Origin of the sequence: Nonomuraea sp. B12E4 (assembly GCF_039871825.1) — a bacterium.
GTDB lineage: Bacteria > Actinomycetota > Actinomycetes > Streptosporangiales > Streptosporangiaceae > Nonomuraea.
In genome coordinates, this window is sequence record NZ_JBDPME010000002.1 from 9470 (window position 1) to 26173 (window position 16704).

At 71.5% G+C, this 16704-nt stretch carries 14 protein-coding genes; 5 read left to right on the plus strand and 9 right to left on the minus strand.

The window, feature by feature from the left end:
• The first annotated feature begins 59 nt into the window (after positions 1-59).
• Positions 60-1274: an MFS transporter gene (locus ABGB18_RS05845; protein WP_347694878.1), complete on the plus strand. Its 1215-nt coding sequence runs from the start codon at positions 60-62 to the stop codon at positions 1272-1274.
• Here ABGB18_RS05845 and ABGB18_RS05850 read toward each other — a convergent pair.
• The 6 genes from ABGB18_RS05850 to ABGB18_RS05875 form a co-directional block, all read right to left on the minus strand.
• Positions 1234-1929, minus strand: a complete 696-nt coding sequence (locus tag ABGB18_RS05850; RefSeq protein ID WP_347694317.1) for an ABC transporter ATP-binding protein — start codon at positions 1927-1929, stop codon at positions 1234-1236. The two genes, ABGB18_RS05845 and ABGB18_RS05850, sit on opposite strands and share 41 nt — an antisense overlap.
• Entirely contained in the window at positions 1922-2842 is a 921-nt protein-coding gene (locus ABGB18_RS05855) for an ABC transporter ATP-binding protein (RefSeq protein WP_347694318.1), read from the minus strand. The genes ABGB18_RS05850 and ABGB18_RS05855 overlap by 8 nt, the downstream gene beginning before the upstream one ends.
• Entirely contained in the window at positions 2839-5415 is a 2577-nt protein-coding gene (locus ABGB18_RS05860; RefSeq protein WP_347694319.1) for an FtsX-like permease family protein, read from the minus strand. The genes ABGB18_RS05855 and ABGB18_RS05860 overlap by 4 nt, the downstream gene beginning before the upstream one ends.
• Entirely contained in the window at positions 5412-8471 is a 3060-nt protein-coding gene (locus ABGB18_RS05865; RefSeq protein ID WP_347694320.1) for an ABC transporter permease, read from the minus strand. The genes ABGB18_RS05860 and ABGB18_RS05865 overlap by 4 nt, the downstream gene beginning before the upstream one ends.
• Before the next feature lie 182 nt (positions 8472-8653).
• The gene (rpsT, locus tag ABGB18_RS05870; protein ID WP_347694321.1) at positions 8654-8923 is read right to left on the minus strand and encodes a 30S ribosomal protein S20; all 270 of its coding nucleotides are present in this window, start codon (positions 8921-8923) and stop codon (positions 8654-8656) included.
• 110 nt (positions 8924-9033) lie between these two features.
• Positions 9034-10020: a hypothetical protein gene (locus ABGB18_RS05875; protein ID WP_347694322.1), complete on the minus strand. Its 987-nt coding sequence runs from the start codon at positions 10018-10020 to the stop codon at positions 9034-9036.
• 14 nt (positions 10021-10034) lie between these two features.
• Between ABGB18_RS05875 and lepA the strand changes: the two genes are divergently transcribed.
• The 3 genes from lepA to ABGB18_RS05890 all read left to right on the plus strand — a co-directional run bounded on the left by lepA (position 10035) and on the right by ABGB18_RS05890 (position 12880).
• Positions 10035-11906, plus strand: coding sequence for a translation elongation factor 4 (gene lepA, locus ABGB18_RS05880; protein WP_347694323.1), 1872 nt, complete (start codon positions 10035-10037; stop codon positions 11904-11906).
• Between the two features lie 64 nt (positions 11907-11970).
• Positions 11971-12462, plus strand: coding sequence for a GNAT family N-acetyltransferase (locus tag ABGB18_RS05885; RefSeq protein WP_347694324.1), 492 nt, complete (start codon positions 11971-11973; stop codon positions 12460-12462).
• Positions 12463-12589: 127 nt separating this feature from the next.
• Positions 12590-12880, plus strand: coding sequence for a hypothetical protein (locus ABGB18_RS05890; RefSeq protein WP_347694325.1), 291 nt, complete (start codon positions 12590-12592; stop codon positions 12878-12880).
• A gap of 61 nt (positions 12881-12941) precedes the next feature.
• Here the strand turns inward: ABGB18_RS05890 and ABGB18_RS05895 are convergent, their stop codons facing one another.
• Together ABGB18_RS05895 and ABGB18_RS05900 are read right to left on the minus strand one after the other, a co-directional pair.
• Entirely contained in the window at positions 12942-14168 is a 1227-nt protein-coding gene (locus ABGB18_RS05895; protein ID WP_347694326.1) for a sensor histidine kinase, read from the minus strand.
• Positions 14165-14665: a hypothetical protein gene (locus tag ABGB18_RS05900; RefSeq protein WP_347694327.1), complete on the minus strand. Its 501-nt coding sequence runs from the start codon at positions 14663-14665 to the stop codon at positions 14165-14167. Before ABGB18_RS05900 ends, ABGB18_RS05895 begins: the two co-directional genes overlap by 4 nt.
• A 182-nt stretch (positions 14666-14847) precedes the next feature.
• Here ABGB18_RS05900 and ABGB18_RS05905 point away from each other — a divergent pair, with 182 nt between their 5' ends.
• Entirely contained in the window at positions 14848-15159 is a 312-nt protein-coding gene (locus tag ABGB18_RS05905) for an MOSC domain-containing protein (protein ID WP_347694328.1), read from the plus strand.
• Positions 15160-15213: 54 nt separating this feature from the next.
• Here the strand turns inward: ABGB18_RS05905 and ABGB18_RS05910 are convergent, their stop codons facing one another.
• The gene (locus ABGB18_RS05910; protein WP_347694329.1) at positions 15214-16461 is read right to left on the minus strand and encodes a glycoside hydrolase family 18 protein; all 1248 of its coding nucleotides are present in this window, start codon (positions 16459-16461) and stop codon (positions 15214-15216) included.
• Positions 16462-16704: the final 243 nt, after the last annotated feature.

Consider the following 16704-nt stretch of genomic DNA (forward strand, 5'->3'; position numbering starts at 1 on the left):
ACGGTAGCAAGTATTTTGTTGACGAAACATTCGATGGCGAAATACTCTCCCGCATCGTGATGACTCGACTGCTGATCGGGCGAAGTGTCTCCGCGCTCGCCACCGCGCTGATCCCCACGATGCTGACGCTGGCCGTGCTACGCGTGACCGGGGACGCCGCGGCGCTCGGCACCGTCCTGGCCGGCGAGATGGTGCCGATGCTCCTGCTGCTTCCTGTGGGCGGGGTGCTGGCCGACCGGATCCGGCCCGGGCGGGTGCTGCTGATCGCCGATCTGACCCGGTGCCTGTCGCAGGCCGCCATCGCCGCCGAACTCCTGCTCGGCGTGCACCGCCTGCTCGACCTGACCCTGCTGGCGGCCCTGGCCGGGGCGGCCGTCGCGTTCGGCAGTCCGGCGGTGCCGAGGCTGGTGGCCGCGGTGGTGCCCGGGCCCGAGCGGCTGCGGATGAACGCGCGCATCGGCGTGGCGACGAGCCTGTCCTCCGTGGTCGCGCCCTCGATCGCGGGCGGGATCACGCTGGCCGCCGGTCCCGGATGGGCGGCGGCGCTCACGGCGGTGCTGTTCGCGGGTTCGGCGCTGACCCTCGGCGGGGTTCGCGGGGGCTCGCCCTCCGTGGCGGAACGCCGGTCGTTCCGTGACGATCTGGTCGCGGGGTGGCGGGAGGTCAAGGGGCGGCCGTGGTTCCTGGCCTGCGTGCTCGGCCACGGCGTGTGGCATTTCATGGCCGGGCTGTTCCTCACCCTCGGGCCCGTGGCCGCCGTACGGGATCTGGGCGGCGAGGCGAGCTGGATGGTGATCGTGCAGAGCGGGACGGTGGGCTTGGTACTGGGGGTGTTCGCGGTGCCGCGGTTGCCCGTCCGGCGGCCGCTGGTCGCGATCCAGGCGGGGGCGGCGTGCTACCTGCTGCCCCTGGTCGCTCTGGCGCTGCCGGTGCCCGTCGCCGTCGTGGCGGCGGCCTATTTCGTGGCGATGTTCGGGCTGGGGCTGCTCAGCCCGCTGTGGGAGACGGTCGTGGCCGAGGAGATCCCGGCGGCGGCGCTGGGGCGGGTGCGGGCGTTCGACCAGCTCATCTCGTTCGCGTCGCGGCCGTTCGGGCTGGCGGTGGCGGCGCCGCTGGCCGGGGTGACGGGCGTGACGGCGCTGCTGCTGAGCGGGGCCGTGCTGGTCGCCGCCGCCAACCTCGTCGCTCTCCTGCCCCGGTTCGCCACGACGGGCCCCTCGAAGGAGGCGGCGATCACACCAGCGTCGCCTCCTCCCCTACCACGCCGTCCGTGATCTCCAGGACCCGGTCCGCCAGCGTGATCAGGCTCGGGTCGTGGGTGGCGACCAGGGCCGCGACCCCCTCACTCCGTACGAGGGCCCGCAACAGCTCCATGATCTGCCGCCCGGTCTGCGAGTCGAGCTGCCCGGTCGGCTCGTCGGCCACCAGCAATCGGGGCCGGTTCGCCAGCGACCGGGCGATGGCCACCCGCTGCCGCTGCCCGCCGGACAGCTCGTACGGCCGCTGGTTGACGTGCTGCTCCAGCCCGACGAGGGCGAGCAGCATCCGCACACGCTCCTCCCGCTCCGCCACCGGCATCCGCACCAGCCGCATCGGCACCCCCACGTTCTCGGCCGCCGACAACACCGGGATCAGCCCGAACGACTGGAACACGAACCCCACCACGTCCCTGCGCAGCTCCAGTAGGCCCTCCTCGGACATGGCGGTGACCTCGTGCCCGTCCACCACCACCCGCCCGCCGTCCGGTTTGTCCAGGCCGCCGATCTGGTTGAGCAGGGTCGTCTTGCCCGACCCCGACCGGCCCCGGACCGCCACGAGCTCGCCGGGGTGCACCAAGAACGACACGTCCCGCAGCGCCACCACCTCCTTGGGCCCGGTCCGGTAGACCTTGCGCAGCCCCTCCACCACGACCAGCGGCGAATCAGTCACTTGACGGCTCCTCTCGGGCGGGCCACACGCCGATGTGGTCGGTTTCGAGTTCGAGGCGCACCCGGCGCTCCAGGTGCAGGGCGCTCATGAAGTCGCGCGGCAGTTGCAGCCGGCCCACCCGGTCCAGCACGGCGTACTCCTCGGCGATGATCTGCCCCTCGGCGTCCTCGCGCCGCAACGTCTCGCTGCTGGTACGCCCGTCGCGAATGCCCACCGTACGGTCCACCTGCTCCGACACCAGCGGGTCGTGTGTCACGATGACCACGGTCACCCCGAGCTCCCTGTTGGCCCGGCGCATCGCGTCGAACACCTGCTCCGACGTCTCGCTGTCCAGCTCACCGGTGGGCTCGTCGGCCAGGATGAGCTGCGGGGAGTTGGCGAGCGCGACGGCGATGGCCACCCGCTGCTGCTCGCCGCCCGACATCTCGGCGGTCTTCCGGTTCGCGCAGTAGCCGACGCCCAGCAGGTCGAGCAGCTCGGCGGCGCGCCGCTCCCGCCGCCGGCCGGCCAGCTTCATCGGCAGCTCGACGTTCTCCGCGGCCGACAGGTACGGCAGCAGGTTCCTGGCCGTCTGCTGCCAGATGAAGCCCACCACGGACCGCCGGTACCGCAGCCGGTCGCGGGCGCTCATGGACAGCAGGTCCAGGCCCGCCACCCTGGCCACCCCCGCGGTCGGCACGTCCAGCCCGGACAGCACGTTGAGCAGCGTCGACTTCCCGGAACCCGACGCGCCCACGATGGCGACCAGCTCGCCCTTGTCGATCACGAGGTCGAGGCCCTGCAACGCGACGACCTCGACGCCCTCGGTCTTGTAGATGCGCACCAGGTTGTCGCACACGATGTGCGCGTCGCCGCCGAACGCGGCCTTCTGCCGCGTGGCCCTGGCTTCCAGCTCCGACAGGGTCGGGTTCATGAGACGTCTCCCACTCGTAGGACCGCGCCGAGGTTGCGACGGCGGCCGATGGCGGTGTGCGTGTACGCCCCGAGCACGGCGACGGCGGCCAGCCCCGCCGCGAGCGCGCTCGGTGTGAGCAGGTCAAGGGAGTAGTCGCCGACGGGCAGGCCACCGGCGTACGACGACAGGTCCACGCCGGGCCCGAGCGCGACCGGCAGGAGGAGCCCCAGGCCGAGCCCGACCAGCGCGGTGACCAGGATCATGGGCAGGATCTCCAGCACGGTCAGCCGCTGCGCCTGCCGCTCCGACAGCCCGAGCGTCCGCAGGAACGACACCGCCCTGGCCCGCTCCGCGGCCCCGACCACCAGCGCCAGCACGACGGCGACCAGCGCGTACCCGGCCAGCGCGGCCGTCACCACCAGCAGCGTCCAGCGCACCGTGGAGGTCATCGGATCGTCGCGGATGGCGTCGAAGATCTCCGCCTGGGAGGCCACCATGGCGCCCGGGACCAGCCGCCGCAGCTCGGCGGTCGAGGCGTCGCCGCTGATCAGCAACGTGTTCACGTACGGGCGCACCTGGACGCGCAGGGGCAGGACCACGAACTTGCCCTGGGTGTAGAAACCGGGCACCGAGTCGATCACGCCCCGGGTCGGGAGCCGCAGGCGGGACTGCCAGCCGAGCTCCAGCGTGCCCCGCCCCCGCAGCTCCGGCGAGACCAGGACGCCGTCGGACAGCGGCGGCAGGCCGACCGGGGCACCGCCCAGGATCTCCCGCCACTGCCCGACGTCCACGGCGATGGCCTCGGCCCGCTCGGCACCGTACCCGAGCTGCACCTGGCCCGTCTGGGCGGGCAGCACCCGCTCCACCCCGGCGGCCCTGCGCACCTGCTCGATCCGGGCGGCCGGGATCTCCATCTCCGACGTGATCCGGATCGGCGCCCCGACCTGTTCCCAGGCGGCCAGCCGCTGCGTGCCCGCGATCCCGTCGGTGACCACCGCCGCGAACACCGCGACGGCCAGTGCGGGCAGCAGGATCAGCACCGGCAGCACATTCGTGGAACGCGCCCGGGCCGCCCTGGTCAGCCCCAGGAACGGCACGGCCGCCCGGCCGCGCGTCGTCAGCCGTACGAGCAGCCGCAACGGGTAGGGATAGCACCGCAGCGTGACCACCGCGGCCGCCAGTGTCAGCGCGACCGGCACCACCAGCAGGAACGGATCCTGCCCCGCGGTCTCGGCCAGCCCGCGGGCCCGCAGCAGGTACGCCCCGCCCAGCGCCAGCACCACGACCAGCACCTCCAGCGTCACCCGCGGGGCGGAGGGCCGGGTGGCGACCACGTCGTCGCGCCGCTCGTGCAGCGGCGTGCGGTGCGTGACGGCCTGCCGGGCGGCGGCGAACCCGACGGAGGCGCCGACCACGAGCACCGGCCCGGCGTGCACGATCGGCAGCACGGGCCCCGGCACGAGGAACGACAGCGCGTATCCGGCGAGGGCGGCGGGCGCCACCGCGAGCGCGGTCAGCGCCGCCGCGGTGCCCGCCACCTGCCGCAACGACCCGCCGCGCGCCCGCGCCAGGGTGAGCGTGTGGTCCATCCGGTCGGCCAGCAGCCGCACGGCCAGCACGATCACCCCCAGCGCCACCGCCAGCAGCCCGCCCAGCACCAGGTACATCACGGTCTGCGCGGTGGCCAGCGCGGCCAGGAAGTCGCCGAGCAGCTTGGGCAGCCCGGTCTCCAGGTGGTAGGGGGTGCCCGTCGACTGCAGCGTCACCACCCGGCCGAAGTCGGCGACGGCGGTGCCGAGGTCGATGGTGTCCTGCGCGCTCGCCGCCGCGCCGTTCACCGGCAGGACCCAGCGGTAGGTCAGGTTGCGCCCGCTGCCGCTGAGCGCGGTCAGGCCCGCGTCGGACATCAGCGTCGTGGCGTGGATCTCGAGGTCTCCGCCGTTCGGCGGCTGGATCTCGGTGTAGTGGAGGATGTCGGTGTTGTGGCTCCAGTAGCGGTCCCCGGGGTCCTTGGCCTCGAACACGCCGACGATCTTCACGGCGACCTGGTCGTTCTCGCCGAGCACGACCGTCCGGCCCGGCCGCAGCTCCATCTTGGCCGCGGACTCGGCCACGACGCCGACCTCGATCAGCGGGATCGTCGCGCCCTCGTACCGCATGGTCGTGGGCGCGCCGGGCGCGCGGCCCTGGACCCAGCCGACGCGCCGGTCGGCGTCGGACAGCCAGCCGAGGTTGACGTACTGCCCGCCGTTCGAGCCGGTGACCGGCGTGAGCGTGGTCTTGGCGCTCATGTGGCCGCCGGGGGCCACCATCGGCCGCAGGGTGGGCGGCAGGATCTCGCGCCAGCGCCGGTCGCGGGTGACGAACTGGGCGCGCTCGTGCAGGTCCTCCTCCGGCGAGCGCGACTCCACGGTCACCACCAGATCCGACTGCACGGCGGGGGCGCCGGTCAGCGCGCGTCGCAGCGCCTCGTCGAACGACGCCTGCATCACCCTGGGCAGGCCCGCGACCAGCACGCACGCGGTCAGCGCGAGCACGAAGAGCACCGCCATCGGGCCCAGGTGCAGGCGGGCGAGCCGCAGGATCCTCACTGTTCCTCCCGGAGGGCGAGCCCTTGCCTGCGCAGGTTACGTGCCAGCCCGGCGACGATGGCGAACAGCACCGCCGCCACCAGGGCCAGCATCGCCGCCGTGGCTCCCCACGGGATGTCCAGCAGCACGCCGGGGGTGACGGCCGCGGCCTGCCCGGTCAGTACGATGTGCGGCACCACCAGAACGCCCACGACCAGGGCGAGCCCGGTCCCGGCCGCCAGCGACAGCCCGATGACGAACGCCTGCTCGATCGCCAGCAGCCCGAACACCTGCCGGGAGCTCACCCCGAGCGCACGCAGGATCGCGAACTCGGCCGTCCGCTCGCGTGCCGCGACCGCCGCGTTCACCAGGAACCCGAGCGCCGCGAAGATCAGCGCCGCCAGAAAGCCCAGCATCAGCGCCCCCTGCAGCCCGCTGGCCAGCGGGTCGTCCCGCAACGTGGCCGCCAGCTCGCGCTCGTCGAGCGCGGTGACGTCCCACTCCGGCCGGCCCGCGAGCGCCCGCACCGCGGGCCCGGTGTCCGCCGCCGCCAGCCACCACTCCGTGGCGGGCCGCGGCAGCTCCGCGACGCTCAGCCCGTACGCCTGCAGCGTCCCCCAGTCGGCCAGCACGGCCGGCTGCCCCGCGCTGGTCGTCGGCATCGTGTCCACCACGGCCACCACCTTGACCTGGAGGACCTTGCGGTCGATGCTGGCCGGCCCGACCTGCCCGACGCCAAGCTTGACCGAGGCGGCGAGGTCGGCGGTCAGCACGACGGGCAGTGGCCCGGGCGCGGACGGCGGGGCGAAGGCGGCCACGGCGGGGCTCGTCCCGGTCACCTTCATCGTGAGCGCGGGCGCCGCCAGCTCCCGGCCGTCGGCGCTCAGGCCGGTCAGGGTCAGGTTCGCGGGGCCCGGCGAGGTGATGGCGACCAGGCCGCGCAACGACAGCGGGTAGGTGATCTTCCCACTGCGCCCGGCCAGCGGTCGCAGGTCGAGGTCGATCCGGTTGTCACCGGCGCGCAGCACGCCGAGCGGCAGGTCGCGCCAGACCCCGAGCCCGTCGGAGAGCACCAGCCGCAGCGGCAGGTCCGCGTCCACCCGGGCCCGCAGGGTGAGCGTGGCAGGCCGCCCGGGCAGCTCCAGCCTGCCCGCCCGGCCTCCGGCCAGCGCGTGCGACATCTGCCCGACCGACTGCGCCGACAGGTCGGGCCGCAACCGGAACAGCTCGCCCAGCTTGCCCGCCTCGACACCGAGCAGGGCCGCGCTCTCGCCGCTCAGCTCGGTCTGCCCGCGGAAGGCGGGGGAGGCCGCCGAGACGCCCGGCAGCGCGGTGAACGCCGTGCCGCGCCCGAGCGGGCCCAGCTCCCGCCCGTCCGGCGGCCCTGTCAGCCGCAGGTCGGCCCCGGCCTGGTGGCGGGCCTGGTCGGCCTGCGAAGCCCGCCAGGTGGCGGCGGTGGCCAGGGACACGATGCCGATCGCGACGGCCATGGTCAGCAGCAGCGCGGGACCGGCGTACTTGAGCGGGCGCCTGCTGACCTGCCACGCGCCGAGTGCGGGGGCGAGGGTGGGTCTGCGCGAGGTCAGCCGCTCGGCGAGCTTCGAAATGCGCGGCACCAGCCGCAGGCCCAGCATGCCGCCCGTGAGCAGGGCCAGCGCGGGCCCGGAGATGATGAGCGGGTCGATGCCGAGATCACCGGCCGCCGTGGCGGTCACCGGCGCGCCATAGTGCTGTAACTGCCAGATCGCCAGCCCGGCCACGACCAGCAGCGCCACGTCCGCGCCCGCCCGCTGGACCAGCCCGCGCCCGCCGCCGCGGCCGCGCGCGGTCTGCTCCTCCACATATGTGCGCCGCGCGCCCGCCAGCGCGGGCAGCATCAGCAGCACGGCCGCCGCCAGGGCCACGCCGAACGACACGAGGAACGTGCCCAGATCGGCCACGGGCGAAAGGCGGACCCCGGAGGCCCTGATCCACGGCCACTGGTTGACCAGCGTGAGCAGTGGGGGGCCCAGGAACGGCGCCACGATCGCGCAGGGCAGCGCCACCATCAGCGCCTCGCCGCCCGCCAGCGCCGCCAGCCGCAGGGTGCCCGCGCCACGCGAGCGCAGCAGCGCCACCTCCATACGGCGGTGGTCGGCCAGCAGCCGCGCCGTCAGCATGAGCGCGTACGCGGCCAGCAGCAGCAGTTGCAGCACCGGGATGAGCATGGTGGAGCGGGCCACCAGGGACGCGGTGTCGAGCTGGGTGAGCATCTCGGGCAGCCGGCTGGCGGCCACGCAGTTGGCGCAGCCGCCGGCCTTCAGCCGCTCCTGCACCTGGTCGACCGCGGCGGCCAGCGGCCGGAGCTGGGCGGGGGCCAGTGCGCGCAGGTCCGGCTCGGCGGTCCAGGTGGCGTTGACGCTGGTCGCGAAGCGGCTGACGAAGGTCTCGCGCGCCACCATGAGCGGCCCGTACGTGGTGAACTCGCCACGCTCCACGCCCCGGCTCAGCAGTTGCTCGCCGGCCCAGCGCTCGCCGAAGGGGTCGGCGAGCTGGAAGACGCCGACGACGCGGACCTCGACGGGTCGCGGGTCGAGCCGTCCCGTGGTGGTGAACTCCCGGCCGACCTCGAACCCGGTCGCCGCGGCCGCCGACAGCGAGATCGCGACCTCGACCCGGTCGCCGCCCGCGCGCGGCCAGGTGCCGGAGACGAGCTTGGCGTGCCGGTCGAGGCCGTCGTAGCTGCCGAACCTGAGCAGCTCGGGCCGCTCCCGCCGCTCCTGACCGGGCATGGTGTAGGAGTCCGAGCGGAAGCTGGTGGTGATGGCGGGCGGCCTGGTGTAGGCCCTGGCGAGCTCGGCGCGTACGGACCGGTCGAAGCCCGGGAACGTGTCCGCCGTCACGGGGGCGCTGATGGTGGCGGCGGTCTGCTGGTACGAGGCCGTCTCCATCGTCCTGCGGACACCGGCGTCGGCGATGGAGGAGGCGTACATCGTCAGGGCCACCAGCGTGGTGGTCGCCAGCAGGATGGAGCCGAACGCGGCCAGCAGGAGCAACGGCTCGCCGAACGCCCTTTTGACGATCAGCGGCCCCCGCATGTTGTCCCCCTTGCCCTGGTTAGTGCACTTTCGTGCAGGGAGAAGATCGAGGGCAAGGTGATCTTTGCAACGGTGACGGACCCGATATGCCGGTGTGATATCGAAACCGTGACAAAAGGGCGCGCAAACGAGAACGCCGCACCCCTCGGAGGAGTGCGGCGCCTACCCGCCGTGGGCGGATGTTACTTGGCGGCGAGCGCCGCGGCCTGCTTGGCGATCGCGGACTTGCGGTTGGCGGCCTGGTTCTTGTGGATGACGCCCTTGCTGACGGCCTTGTCGAGCTGGCGGGCGGCGGCCTGCTGCAGCGCGGCGGCCTGCGCGACGTCGCCCTGCTCGGCGGCCTCGCGGAACTTGCGGACAGCCGTCTTCAGGGACGACTTGACAGCCTTGTTGCGCAGACGAGCCTTCTCGTTCTGCTTGTTGCGCTTGATCTGGGACTTGATGTTCGCCACGAAGAAGCCTCGGTGAAAGTCTGAGTGATGGATGGGGCGCGCGGGCTCGAGAGAGGGCGCGCCACACACGCAGTTGAACAGGTTACCAATAACTCAGGCGGCTGCTCAAATCAACGCCACCGCGTCATGTATTCTCGCCAGTCCTCTTCGGTGGCGGCGAAGTCCACGTAGAGGGCCAGGCCGAAGCGCTCGCGGCGGCCGTGGTCCGACAGTGCCAGGCGGGCGCCCTCGGCGGCCATCGCGACGCTCTCCGCGTAGTCGCCCCAGGCCGATCCGTGGTCATGGTACGCCGGGGCGCCGACGAAGAGGGACTTGCCGTCGGGGACCAGGTCCAGCGCCAGCTCGGCCTGGCGGACCACGTAACCGCCGTAGAGGGACGGCAGCGGGGTGAAGGAGTCGTAGGTCATGACGGCGACCTGGTCCACCCGGTCCACGACCTGCCTGAAGTAGTCCCCGGACCAGTATTTGTCGTGGGAGAGGACGGCCCGGGCCGCCAGGCGCATGCCGGGGTACGGCTCGATCTGCGGGGTCGAGGTGGACAGCAGGCTGGTGTGCTGCCGGGTCCGCCGCAGCAGGTCGAGGAAGTCGGTGTCGCCGTCGCCGATCGGCTCGAAGTTGTAGTGGATGCCGTCGTAGCCCTGCTTCATGATGGCGGCCACGCCGGCCAGCACGTTCTCACGGGAGGTGGGGTCGTCGAGGTCGAGGCCGTTCTTGACGGTCTGGCCCAGCCAGGCGGAGATGCGGATGGTGGGGAGGTGTTGGTGCATCCATTTCACGAAATTTCGGGCGTTGGGGTATTTAGCGGGATCAAGGCGGCCGTCGTACTCGAAGGGGCCGGAATGTACGAACACGTCCTTGATGCCGGTCGTGCGCAGCCGTACCGCCAACCGTTCGACGTCCTGCTCCGTGCGGCGGCCGTCCACCCACGCGTGTCCCAGCCACAGTGCGTCGTTGCCCGTGCTCTTCGCCCAGGCCGCCGGTGCACCGGTAAACTGGAGACGGAGCGTGGCGGCGAGGAGGCCGACCAGCGCGACCACGATGGCCAAGGCAAGCGCGACCAGGCGCAGGCCGCGGCGGATGACGGTTCGGGTAATCACCCGGGCATGTCACCATGGAAGACTGCCTGTCCTCAACCTTGTCGAAACGGACTTCGGTGCGCACTCAGCCTGGCCAGACCGACCCCGCGTTGATTCGCAACTTCTGCATCATCGCGCATATCGACCATGGCAAGTCGACGCTTGCCGACCGGATGCTGCAGATCACCGGCGTGGTCGACGAACGTTCCATGCGGGCCCAATACCTCGACAGGATGGACATCGAGCGCGAGCGAGGCATCACGATCAAGTCGCAGGCCGTGCGGCTGCCGTGGGACGGCCACGTGCTCAACATGATCGACACTCCCGGGCACGTCGACTTCACCTATGAGGTGTCCCGGTCGCTGCAGGCGTGCGAGGGCGCGATCCTGCTGGTCGACGCGGCCCAGGGCATCGAGGCGCAGACGCTGGCCAACCTCTACCTGGCCATGAACGCCGACCTGCACATCATCCCCGTGCTCAACAAGATCGACCTGCCCGCGGCGCAGCCGGAGAAGTTCGCCGAGGAGCTGGCCGGGCTGATCGGCTGCGACCCGTCCGACGTGCTCAAGGTGTCGGGCAAGACCGGCGAGGGCGTGCGCGAGCTGCTCGACCACGTGGTCCAGACGGTGCCCGCGCCGGTGGGCGAGGCCGGCAAGGCCGCCCGGGCGCTGATCTTCGACTCGGTCTACGACACCTACCGGGGCGTGGTCACCTATGTGCGGGTGGTGGACGGCCACCTGGGCAAGCGCGAGCGCATTCTCATGATGTCCACCAACGCCACCCACGAGACCCTGGAGATCGGCGTCATCTCGCCCGAGCCCAAGCCGGCCGAGCTGGGGTTGGGCGTCGGCGAGGTGGGCTACCTCATCACCGGCGTCAAGGACGTGCGCCAGTCGCGTGTGGGTGACACGGTCACCTCGGTGACCAAGCCCGCCAAGGAGATGCTGGCGGGCTACGAGCATCCGAAGCCGATGGTGTTCTCCGGGCTCTATCCGATCGACGGCGACGAATACCCCGAGCTGCGCGAGGCGCTCGACAAGCTGCAGCTCAACGATGCCGCGCTGGTCTACGAGCCGGAGACGTCGGCCGCGCTCGGGTTCGGGTTCCGGGTCGGGTTCCTCGGGCTGCTGCACATGGAGATCGTGCGGGAGCGGCTGGAGCGGGAGTTCGGGCTGTCGCTGATCTCGACGGCGCCCAACGTGGTCTACCGCGTGATCATGGAGGACGGCACCGAGCACACCGTCACCAACCCGTCGGAGTTCCCGTCGGGCGGGAAGATCTCCCAGGTGTTCGAGCCGGTGACGAAGTCGACGATCCTGGCCCCGGCCGAGTTCATCGGGGCGATCATGGAGATCTGCCAGGGCCGGCGCGGGCAGTTGCTCGGCATGGACTACCTGTCGGAGGATCGGGTCGAGATCCGCTACACGCTGCCGCTCGGCGAGATCATTTTCGACTTCTTCGACCAGCTCAAGTCGCGCACCCGGGGCTACGCCTCGCTCGACTACGAGCCGGCCGGCGAGCAGGAGGCCGACCTGGTCAAGGTCGACATCCTGCTGCAGGGGGAGGCGGTCGACGCCTTCAGCGCGATCGTGCACAAGGACAAGGCCTACGCCTACGGCGTCGACATGGCCAAGAAGCTGCGCGAGCTGATCCCGCGGCAGCAGTTCGAGGTGCCGATCCAGGCCGCCATCGGGGCCCGGGTCATCGCCCGCGAGAACATCCGGGCCATGCGAAAGGACGTGCTGGCCAAGTGTTACGGCGGTGACATCTCCCGTAAACGCAAACTGCTGGAGAAGCAGAAGGAAGGTAAGAAGCGGATGAAGATGGTCGGCCGGGTCGAGGTGCCCCAGGAGGCCTTCGTCGCCGCGCTGTCCACCGATTCCAGCGCCGACAAAGCCAAGAAGTAGGGGTCGGCACCACCCCGGGCATGTCCGTGACGCTCTGTTTTGAGTAGCTATTACGCTGAAAAGCATGGAAGTGGTGCAGACGGCGCGAATGCTCCTTTCGCGGGTCACGGCCGATGATCTCCTTGCCGTTCACGAAATCCACTCCGATCCGCGTACGAGTGTGTACAACCCGGGCGGGCCCAGCCCCGACCTGGAGTCCAGCCGCGCGATGCTGGACCTCTGGCTGGCCGACTGGTCGGAGCGCGGCCTCGGCTACTGGGCCGCGCGGCCGGCGGGCGAGTCGCACGTGATCGGCTTCGGCGGCCTGCGTCGCGCGGTCATGGCAGGCGACGAGGTCCTGAACCTCTACTACCGATTCCGCCCCTCGGCCTGGGGACACGGGTACGCGGTGGAGCTCGCGGAGGCCGCACTCCGGGTGGGCAAGGACCTCGGGACCGTCGTGGCGGTGATCCGCGACATCAACACCCCGTCACGGAAGGTGGCCGAGCGGGCGGGCATGCACAAGGAACGCACGATCCCGTACGGGGGCGTGCCCAACGACGTCTACGTCGCCTGAGCCCCGTAGACCCGGGCTGTTGTGCCCGCGTGCTCTGCCGCGCGGGCGCCTGGGTACTGGTGATCGGTTTCTGTCGGTGGCGGCGGCTACCGTGCTGTTCCGAACACCAGTGCGGCTGGAGGGTGACATGAGTGCTGCTGAGCAATTCGAGCGTGCTGCTGTGCTGGGGGTGGCCGTGGCCGAGGAGACCCGGCGGCTGCTGAAACTCCACATGGTCGCGGACGAGGCCGGGGAGGACGGCATGGTGCTCGTGGACGTGCCCTACCCCGACGCGGCCGTGGTGACGGCGTTGCTGGACGTGGCGGCCGAGTGCTTCGGGGAGCGGGGTGAGTCGGTCGAGGAGACCAGGCAGGCGGCGCTGGAGACGCTGTTGGACCTGGCGGGCTTCGACGGCGAGTCGCAGCTCCGATCGGGCTGAGCCTTGGTCGAGGATCGCGGTGCGGCGGTGCTTCGGGTCGGTGGTGCTGGGGCGGTCGTGGTCAGGCCGGGACCTTCAGGTGCACCAGGAAATGGCCGGCGTGCTCGCCTGCCGACAGCGTTCCGCCCAGTAGTTCGGCGCGTTCGCGCATGCCCACCAGGCCGTAGCCGCCCCCGGGCGAGCCCTCCTGGGCGGAGGCGGGGTTGGTGATGCGCAGGTCGCACCAGGACGGGTCGAAGTCGAGCTCGACCGTGGCCGGGCTGCCGGGCGCGTGGCGGCGTACGTTGGTGAGAGCCTCCTGGGCGGTGCGGACCAGGGCGAGCTCCGTCTCCGGGGAGAGGCGATGCTTGGAGCCGGAGATGCGTACCGTGCAGGTCTGCTGGGTGGTGTTCTCGAAGTCCTCCGCCAGCGTGCGCAGGGCCTCGGGGAGCGCCGGTGGGTCCTCGCGCAGCGCCGACACCGCCCGTCTGGCCTCCTCCAGCCCCGACTTGGCCAGGTCGCGGGCGTGGGTGACCCGGTCGAGGGCCTCGGCCGTGCGCTCCGCGCGGAGCAGCAGCTTGGCGCCCTCCAGATGGACGAGCTGGGCTGACAGCGAGTGCGCCAGGATGTCGTGGATCTCCCTGGCGATCCTGGCGCGCTCGGCGAGCACGGCTTCGCGGGCCTGGGCGGCCCTGGTGGCCTTGCGCTGCTTGGCCGCATAGCTGAGCAGGAAGATCAGGGCGATGCCGAGGATGAGGGTGAAGTCCTCGGTCATGGTGCCTGACAGCAGGTCCGCCACCAGCAGGCCCACCACGGCCAGCACCCCGATGGGCAACGACTGGCGCAGGGGGAAGCGGGTCGCCGCCACGCTGATGGAGATGAGCAGGGCCCCGATCGCCGCGCCGTCCCGAGTGAGCGTGCTGAGGGCGATGGAGAGGAGCACGGTCAGGCTGAGGGTGATCAGCATGGCGCGCTGGTGCGGCGGACCGGGCGGCTGGAGCGGCCTCCACCACGACCGGCCCGACGCCGGTTGCGGGTGGTCGGTGGAGGGTTGGGGTGAGGTCGGTTGCCGGGGGCGGTGGGAGTGCCCGCGGAGGATCAGGCGGTCGGGCTGCCGGAGTGGGGTTCGCAGGGACAGGAACACGTACCCGAGCAGGGTGAGGGCCAGCATGGCGGTCAGGACGGTGATGATGAGGGCGGTGCCGGTGAGGCCCGGCGCGGGAGCCGCCCTCACCTGAGCCACGGTCAGCAAGCCGATCGCCCCCAGCCGCAATGCGGTGGGGACGATTCTGGACGGCGCACGTCTCACCCCACGACGGTATCCGCTCGCCTGCCCGTGCCGGCGAGCGCACGGCCCCGGCGGGCGACGAGGTATGACTGGACGCCGATGGTGATGCCCACGAACAGCAGGATGCTGCCGGCGGTGGGGGCCAGACCGAGGAGGGTTCCAACGTAGAGCAGGGCGAAGCGGGCCGCGATCGAGGCCAGCCAGCCCAGCAGGGTCCAGCCGGTGGCCTTCGACCAGGGGACGCCGGAGCCGTCCAGCCACACGCGTACGGTCGAGGCGCGCCACACGCCGAACGCGGCGGAGACGGCGGCCTCCACGAGGAGCAGGGTCACGCTGGCCGCGAGGTGCCGGGAGTCGATGAGCCCGCCCGGGAGGAGACCCGGGATGAGACCCGCGACGATCATGATGCCTGGGGCGATGAAGACGGCCGGCCGGCCCGTGGGGCGGGCCTGCAACTGGCGGTAGATGACGAAGACGACGGCGAGGAGGACGAGAAGCGAGATTTGTAGGGATTCCACGGGAATGACCGTAGGGAGGCGGGGCTCGCGGCGGATCGGCCCAGGGGTTGACCCGCGCGGATCTCCACCCTGGGGTGGAGACCCCCGGCTGGCGGAACAGGGTCGCGAGAAACGGGTTAGCTGATTACCGTCGCGACTATGCGCATCCTTTCCGTGAATGTGGGCACTCCGGTCGACGCCGAGTGGGCGGGGAAACCAGGGCGGACGGCCATCGACAAGCGGCGGCCACCGGCCGGGTAAGTGTGCTGGCCAACGGGCTGGCCGGGGACGAGCGAGCCGACAAGGAGCACCATGGGGCGCTCAGTCACGCCGTCTACGCCTACGCCGGGGAAGACTACTTCTGGTGGGAGGGCGAGCTGGGGCGGGAGCTGTGCGCGGGGCTGTTCGGGGAGAATCTCACGACCTTCGGTCTCGACGTCAACGGCGCGCTGATCGGCGAGCGGTGGCGGGTGGGCAGCGCGGTGCTGGAGGTGCCGCGCCCGGCCCGGCCTTGATTTCCGCGTGGGACGGTGTGCGGGGGCCGGATCTCGGTGTCGGACGCCCTGATCTCAGCGCAGGACGGCGTACAGGGCCGAGGTGAGGGAGGCGCGTGAGTCGTCCTGGTCGATGGACCAGAGCATCGACCCGCCCAGACCCTTGAGCCGGATGTAGGCGGCCTTCTCCAGCAGCATCGCCGGGTCGTCGTAGGACCAGAACTCGTTGCCGTCGTACAACCACATGGCGCCCGTCCGCAGGTCCCGGTGGCGCTTGCCGGGCTTGGACACCAGGTCCTTGTAGTCCTCCGTGCCCGGAGCCCACTTGCCCGGAGCCGGTCCCGTGGCGGGCTGGTAGAGGCCGTTGCCGCCGCCTGTGACGCCGGTCCAGCCCTGCCCGTACGCGGGCACGCCGACGACGATCTTGCGACCGGGCGCGCCGCGCGACAGGTAGTCGCGCACGGTCTGGTCCACGCTGTACTTCACCGGGTTCGGATCCCGCCGGTCCGTGAACAGGTTGCCGTTGTGGCCGGTCTGCGGCTCCCAGGTGCCGTGCAGGTCGTACCCCTGGATGGTGGCGAAGTCGAGCAGCTTGAACACCTCACGCACCTCGAACCCGGCGTCGATCTTCGCCGCCGCCGCGGGCAGGAAGGCCGAGAGCTGCGCGGCCCGCGAGTACGCGCGCAACTGCGAGCGCAGCTCCGCCACGAACAGTGTGAAGTTCCTCCTGTCCTCGGGCCGGACGATGTTGTCCTCGGCGCCCGCCGAGCCCGGCCACTCCCAGTCCAGGTCGATGCCGTCGAACACGCCGGCCCCCGCGCCCGCCTCCAGCCCCGGCAGGTTGCCGCGCAGCCACAGGTCGATGCACGAGCGCGCCAGCGCGGCCCGGGACTCGGCGGTGAGCACGGCGTCGGAGAAGAACTTGGACCCGGTCCAGCCGCCCAGCGAGATCAGCACCTTGAGCCCGGGGTGCTTGGCCTTGAGCTTGCGGAGCTGGTTGAGGTTGCCGTTCAGGGCCTGCCCGGGCGCGTCGGCGACCCCGTCCACGCTCTGCTCCGCGGGCACCGGCCGCTGCCAGTCCGCCCACGGGTCGGACGAGTAGCAGGCGCCCTCGGCGTTGACGAAGCCGAAGGCGTAGTTGAGGTGCGTGAGCTTGGCCGCGGCGCCCGTGACGTCCACGTCCCTGACGTGGTAATCGCGCCCGTAGACGCCCCACTGGACGAAGTAGGCGACCCGCTTGAAGCCGGTGCGGGCCTCGGCGGGCACGGAGACCGCCGAGAAGCCGAGTAAGAGCGCGAGCGTGATCAGGATCCTCTTCTTCACGGGCGTCTCCCGGGGAACTGAACTTATAGGAAACTTTCCTATAAGTTAGACGCGATCGTAGGTGTGCGGTGCCCCGCCGTCAACGATCCGCGCGACCTCTTCCGGACTCGACACCACCGCCCAGGCGTACGCGGGGGCGGAGAACATCGACAGCACCGCCTCCGCCACCCGCGGGCTGGACGCGGCGGCTGCTGCAGGCGCAGCGCCAGGGTCAGTCCCGAGATCCCCGCGCCGACGATGCCG

Excerpts from the sequence above, each read along its gene's own strand:
- ABGB18_RS05845 (WP_347694878.1), top strand. The coding sequence starts at position 60 with ATGACTCGACTGCTGATCGGGCGAAGTGTCTCCGCGCTCGCCACCGCG.
- ABGB18_RS05855 (WP_347694318.1), bottom strand. The coding sequence starts at position 2,842 with ATGAACCCGACCCTGTCGGAGCTGGAAGCCAGGGCCACGCGGCAGAAG.
- ABGB18_RS05865 (WP_347694320.1), bottom strand. The coding sequence starts at position 8,471 with ATGCGGGGGCCGCTGATCGTCAAAAGGGCGTTCGGCGAGCCGTTGCTC.
- lepA (WP_347694323.1), top strand. The coding sequence starts at position 10,035 with ATGGAAGACTGCCTGTCCTCAACCTTGTCGAAACGGACTTCGGTGCGC.
- ABGB18_RS05885 (WP_347694324.1), top strand. The coding sequence starts at position 11,971 with ATGGAAGTGGTGCAGACGGCGCGAATGCTCCTTTCGCGGGTCACGGCC.
- ABGB18_RS05890 (WP_347694325.1), top strand. The coding sequence starts at position 12,590 with ATGAGTGCTGCTGAGCAATTCGAGCGTGCTGCTGTGCTGGGGGTGGCC.